The following is a 5,677-nucleotide window of genomic DNA, read 5'->3' as shown; positions in this document are numbered from 1 at the left end:
TCAAGCTTCAATCGATAAACTTCGAGTAAAAGCCTGACCGCGCCATCCTGCCGCTTGCAGCTTACCGCTGCTTTTCTGTGATCCATGTCCACTTCGCGGGTTTACCGCAGCCCCGGCTAGCCACCATAATCCACCCATTCTGCTCAAGGAGACGGCCTTGCCGAGCGAGCTCAATTCCGCTGCTGATGCCTCGGTCCTGCTGGTGCAGCTGTCCGACAGTCATCTATTTGCCGACGCGAACGGTAAGCTGCTGGGCCTGGATACCCAGGACAGTCTGCAGCAAGTGATCGAGCGGGTGCTGCAAGAGCAGCCGCAGATCGACCTGATGCTCGCCAGTGGCGATCTGTCGCAAGACGGCAGCCTGGCCTCCTACCAGCGCTTTCGGCAGATGACCGAGGTGCTGGCGGCGCCGGCCCGCTGGTTTCCCGGCAACCATGACGACGTCCCGGCCATGCAGGCCGCCTGCGCCGATAGCGATCTGCTGGAACCGGTGATCGACCTGGGTAATTGGCGCATCATCCTGCTCGACTCGTCGATTCCCGGTGCGGTGCCCGGCTATCTTGACCCGCAACAGCTGGCCCTGCTGGAGCGTGCGCTCGGCGAAGCGCCGGAGCGCCACCACCTGATTTGCCTGCACCATCACCCGGTGTCCATCGGTTGCCGCTGGATGGAGCCCATCGGCCTGCGCAACCCCGAGGCGCTATTCGCCGTGCTGGAGCGCTTCAGTCAGGTGCGTGCGCTGCTCTGGGGGCATATCCATCAGGAATTCGATCAAGTGCACAAGGGGCTGCGCCTGCTGGCGTCGCCCTCCACCTGCGTGCAGTTCGCCCCGGGCAGTGAAGAATTCCAGGTCGACACCAGTGCGCCCGGCTACCGCTGGCTGCGCCTGCACGCCGACGGCCGGCTGGATACCGGCGTGTCGCGGGTGACCGGGATCGACTTCGAGGTGGACTACACGGTGAAAGGTTATTAGCCGCTGCTGGCGCCGCACGCGTACCTACGTGCAGCTTGCAGCCTGATGCCCCGCACTAGTAGCCTCCCGCTCCATGACTGCATCTATTCTCTATCTCCACGGCCTCAACAGCTCGCCCGCTTCGCTCAAGGCCAGCCAGCTGTCGCGTGCCATGACGCGCATGGGGCTGGCGGCGCAGCTGCGGGTGCCGGCCCTGGACCATCATCCGCGCCGGGCCATCGCCCAGCTCGAGGCTCTGATCGCCGAACTCGGCCGGCCCGTGCTGGTCGGCAGCTCCCTGGGCGGCTACTATGCGACCCACCTGGCCGAGCGCCATGGCTTGCGCGCGCTGTTGATCAATCCGGCGGTGCGTCCGCACCTGCGTTTCGATGGCTATCTGGGGCCGCAGCACAACTATTACAGCGGTGAAACCTGGGAACTGACGGCCGATCATGTGCAGACCCTGGCCGAGCTGGACGTGCCGCCGCCGCAAGATCCCGCGCGTTACCAGGTGTGGTTGCAGACCGCCGACGAAACCCTCGATTACCGCGATGCCCAAGCCTATTACCGCGCCTGCGCGCTGCGTATCCAGGCCGGTGGCGATCATGGCTTTCAGGGGTTTGCCGCGCGCCTGCCCGCGCTCTTCGCCTTCGCCGGTATTGCGCCGCAACTGTGGCGCGATAGCGACTTTTCCGACCTTTAATAACGACCAGAGAGCCCATGGCCAGTTACAACGCAGACGCCATCGAAGTCCTTTCCGGCCTGGATCCGGTGCGCAAGCGCCCGGGCATGTACACCGACACCAGCCGGCCCAACCACTTGGCCCAGGAAGTCATCGACAACAGCGTCGACGAGGCCCTGGCCGGTCACGCCAGCTCGATCCAGGTGATCCTCCACGAGGACAGCTCCCTGGAAGTCATCGACGACGGTCGCGGCATGCCGGTGGATATTCACCCCGAAGAGGGGGTCTCGGGGGTCGAGCTGATCCTCACCAAGCTGCACGCCGGCGGCAAGTTCTCCAACAAGAACTACCAGTTCTCCGGCGGTTTGCACGGCGTCGGCATTTCCGTGGTCAACGCCCTGTCGACCCGCGTCGAGGTGCGGGTCAAACGCGATGGCAACGAATACCGCATGACCTTTGCCGACGGCTTCAAGGCCAGCGACCTGCAGGTGATCGGCACGGTCGGCAAGCGCAACACCGGTACCAGCGTGCATTTCTGGGCGGATACCAGGTATTTCGATTCGCCCAAGTACTCGGTCAGCCGCCTCAAGCATGTGCTCAAGGCCAAGGCCGTGCTCTGCCCGGGGCTGCACGTCAGCTTCGAGGACAAGGCCAGTGGCGAGCGGGTCGAGTGGCTGTACGAGCAGGGGCTGCGCTCCTACCTGGTGGATGCGGTCAGCGAATTCGAACGCCTGCCCGTCGAGCCGTTCTGCGGCAGCCTGAGCGGTAACAAGGAGGCGGTCGACTGGGCGCTGCTGTGGCTGCCGGAAGGCGGCGATACGGTGCAGGAAAGCTACGTCAACCTTATCCCCACGGCCCAGGGCGGCACCCATGTCAACGGTCTGCGCCAGGGCCTGCTGGACGCCATGCGCGAGTTCTGCGAGTTCCGCAGCCTGCTGCCGCGCGGCGTCAAACTGGCGCCGGAAGACATCTGGGAGCGCATCGCCTTCGTCCTCTCGACCAAGATGCAGGACGCACAGTTCTCCGGCCAGACCAAGGAGCGCCTGTCCTCGCGCGAGGCCGCGGCCTTCGTCTCCGGGGTGGTCAAGGACGCCTTCAGCCTGTGGCTCAACGCCCACCCGGAACTCGGCCAGCAGCTCGCCGAGCTGGCGATCAGCAACGCCAATCGCCGCCTCAAGGCCGGCAAGAAGGTCGAGCGCAAGCGCATCACCCAGGGCCCGGCGCTGCCCGGCAAGCTGGCCGATTGCGCCGGCCAGGACCCGCTGCGCTCCGAGCTGTTCCTGGTCGAGGGCGACTCCGCCGGCGGCAGCGCCAAGCAGGCGCGCGACAAGGAATTCCAGGCGATCCTGCCGTTGCGCGGCAAGATCCTCAATACCTGGGAAGTGGATGTCGGCGAAGTGCTGGCCTCCCAGGAAGTGCACAACATCGCCGTGGCCATCGGTATCGACCCCGGTTCCAACGACCTGGCCCAGCTGCGCTACGGCAAGATCTGCATCCTCGCCGACGCCGATTCCGACGGTCTGCACATTGCCACCCTGCTGTGCGCGCTGTTCGTCCAGCATTTTCGTCCGCTGGTGGATGCCGGACACATCTACGTGGCCATGCCGCCGCTGTACCGCATCGACCTGGGCAAGGAGATCTTCTATGCCCTGGACGAGGCCGAGCGCGACGGCATCCTCGACCGCCTGGTCGCCGAGAAGCGCCGCGGCAAGCCGCAGGTCACCCGCTTCAAGGGCCTCGGCGAGATGAACCCGCCGCAGCTGCGCGAAACCACCATGGACCCCAATACCCGGCGCCTGGTGCAGCTGACCCTGGCGGATTATCCGAGCACCCAGGAACTCATGGACATGCTGCTGGCGAAGAAGCGCGCCGGCGACCGCAAGTCCTGGCTGGAGTCCAAGGGCAACCTGGCCGAGGTGCTGCTTTGATGCGGCGACTGGCTGCCGCCCTGTTGCTGGTCGCCGCCCCGGTCCTGGCCGAGACCCAGGCCCTGGAGGAACTGACGCTGGTCAGCGAGCACTCGATCGAGGGCATCGCTGCCGGCAACCTGTCGGGCCTGGCCTGGTGCGGCGAGGCGCTCTGGGCCGTTTCGGATCGCGAGGATGACCGCTTGTATCGGCTGGCTGCCGGCGACACTGTCTGGCAGGCCGAGGCCGAACACTTTGTCGCCCCGCCCTTGTCCTCGACCCTGCTGCCCTGGGGCTTGCGCATGCGCACCTGGGTCACCGGTCTGGTGCGCGGCGGTAGTCTGGATTTCGAAGGCTTGTCCTGCGATGCCATTGGCAATCGCTACCTGGTCAGCGAGGCGCGCGGTGCCGTGTTGTGGATCCCGCCAGTCGGGGCGCCGCAGTGGCTGGCACTGCCCGATGGCATGGTGCGCCAGGCGCGTGCCAGCGGCATGCTCTGGCACTTCAATGCGCTGCTCGAGGGCGTGGCCATCGATCCCGCCGGCGAGCGCTTGTGGTTGGCGGCCGAACGCCGGCGCCGCGGCCTGCTGGTGCTGCACAAGAACGGTTCGAGCTGGCGCTGCACCGGTGGTTGCGTGCTGATGAGCGAAGGCGGTAACGAATCCTCACCGCCGCAGCTGGGTGGCGAGGCGCAAGCGCGGGATTTTTCCGGGCTGGCCTTTCACAAGGAAAAACTCTTCACCCTCGAGCGTCAGGCCCATCGCATCTGTCGGCGCAAGCTGAGCGATGGCGGGGTCGAACGCTGCTGGTCGTTCGCCGCCGAAGCCTTGACCGATGCCCGGCGTTATCCGCCGCCCTATGGCCTGGCCGAAGCGCTGTGGATCGACGAGCAGGGCGCCTGGATCGGCAGCGACCATGGCCGGCACACCCGTGCCGATGGCGAGCAGCGCCCGGTCGTCTGGCGTTTCGCCGCACCCAAGGGCGGCTGGGGACGCACCCGGTGAGTACGCAGACTCCGGGGCGGCGGGTCGGCCGGGTGATGCTGGTACTGGCCTGGGGCGCCGCATTGCTGCTGGCCACGCACTTCTTCGGTAAATGGGAGGAGCGCCGTGATAACCCGAACCAGGCGCCGCAGTCGTTGCAGGGCGAGGGCTATATCGAGGTGCGCCTGCTGAGCAGTCGCGGCGGGCATTACCTGCTGGGCGGCCAGATCAACGGCGCCAGCGTGACCTTGCTGCTCGATACCGGCGCCACTGCCGTCGCCGTGCCTGCCGCCCTGGCCGAATCCCTCGGCCTGCAGCGCGGTGCGCCGGTGCAGATCCGTACCGCCAATGGCACCGTGGTCGGCTACCGGACCCAGCTGGCCAGCCTGCAGCTCGGCGAAATCCGGCTGCATGACGTTGCCGCCCTGATCACGCCGGGCATGGACGGCGATGAGGTGCTGCTCGGCATGAGCGCCCTGAAACAACTCGAATTTACCCAGCGCGACGGCACCCTGGTGCTGCGCCAGACCACTTCGCTTGACTAAATTTTCTGATCAATGAGGCACGCATGAGCGAACCCCTCGATTTGAGCCTGGACGGTGTCGAACGCCGCTCCCTTGCCGACTTTACCGAGCAGGCTTATCTCAATTATTCGATGTACGTGATCATGGATCGCGCCCTGCCGCATATCGGCGACGGTCTCAAGCCGGTACAGCGGCGGATCGTCTACGCCATGAGCGAACTGGGCCTGGACGCCGATTCCAAGCACAAGAAGTCGGCGCGCACCGTCGGCGACGTGCTCGGCAAGTTCCACCCGCACGGCGACTCGGCCTGCTACGAAGCCATGGTGCTGATGGCCCAGCCGTTCAGCTACCGCTACACCCTGGTCGACGGCCAGGGCAACTGGGGCGCGCCGGATGACCCCAAGTCGTTCGCCGCCATGCGTTACACCGAGGCGCGCCTGTCGCGCTACTCCGAGGTGCTGCTGACCGAGCTGGGTCAGGGCACCGTCGACTGGGTGCCGAACTTCGACGGCACCCTCAACGAGCCGGCGACCCTGCCGGCGCGCCTGCCCAACATCCTGTTGAACGGCACCACCGGCATCGCCGTGGGCATGGCCACCGACGTGCCGCCGCACAACCTGCGCGAAGTG

6 protein-coding genes are annotated in these 5,677 nt (G+C 66.1%); all 6 read left to right on the top strand.

Features of this window, described 5'->3' with window-relative positions; all coding sequences use genetic code 11:
• Positions 1-157 precede the first annotated feature (157 nt).
• Entirely contained in the window at positions 158-973 is an 816-nt protein-coding gene (gene cpdA, locus ABZE94_RS19905) for a 3',5'-cyclic-AMP phosphodiesterase (protein ID WP_372877725.1), read from the top strand.
• Between the two features lie 73 nt (positions 974-1,046).
• A complete protein-coding gene (locus tag ABZE94_RS19900) occupies positions 1,047-1,655 on the top strand; it encodes a YqiA/YcfP family alpha/beta fold hydrolase (protein WP_372877723.1) in 609 nt (202 codons plus the stop codon).
• A gap of 17 nt (positions 1,656-1,672) precedes the next feature.
• Complete coding sequence (gene parE / locus ABZE94_RS19895; protein ID WP_372877721.1) at positions 1,673-3,562, top strand: DNA topoisomerase IV subunit B; 1,890 nt, start codon at positions 1,673-1,675, stop codon at positions 3,560-3,562.
• Entirely contained in the window at positions 3,562-4,545 is a 984-nt protein-coding gene (locus ABZE94_RS19890) for an esterase-like activity of phytase family protein (protein ID WP_372877719.1), read from the top strand. Before parE ends, ABZE94_RS19890 begins: the two co-directional genes overlap by 1 nt.
• 35 nt (positions 4,546-4,580) lie before the next feature.
• Positions 4,581-5,069, top strand: a complete 489-nt coding sequence (locus ABZE94_RS19885; RefSeq protein ID WP_372877727.1) for a TIGR02281 family clan AA aspartic protease — start codon at positions 4,581-4,583, stop codon at positions 5,067-5,069.
• A gap of 23 nt (positions 5,070-5,092) precedes the next feature.
• Positions 5,093-5,677: DNA gyrase subunit A (locus tag ABZE94_RS19880; protein WP_372877717.1), on the top strand; the 585-nt coding region annotated here is incomplete at its 3' end.

Origin of the sequence: Pseudomonas sp., assembly GCF_041601375.1 — a bacterium.
Lineage (GTDB): Bacteria > Pseudomonadota > Gammaproteobacteria > Pseudomonadales > Pseudomonadaceae > Aquipseudomonas.
The sequence above is the reverse complement of the archived record's forward strand: the minus strand, read 5'-3'. Positions and strand labels throughout refer to the sequence as shown.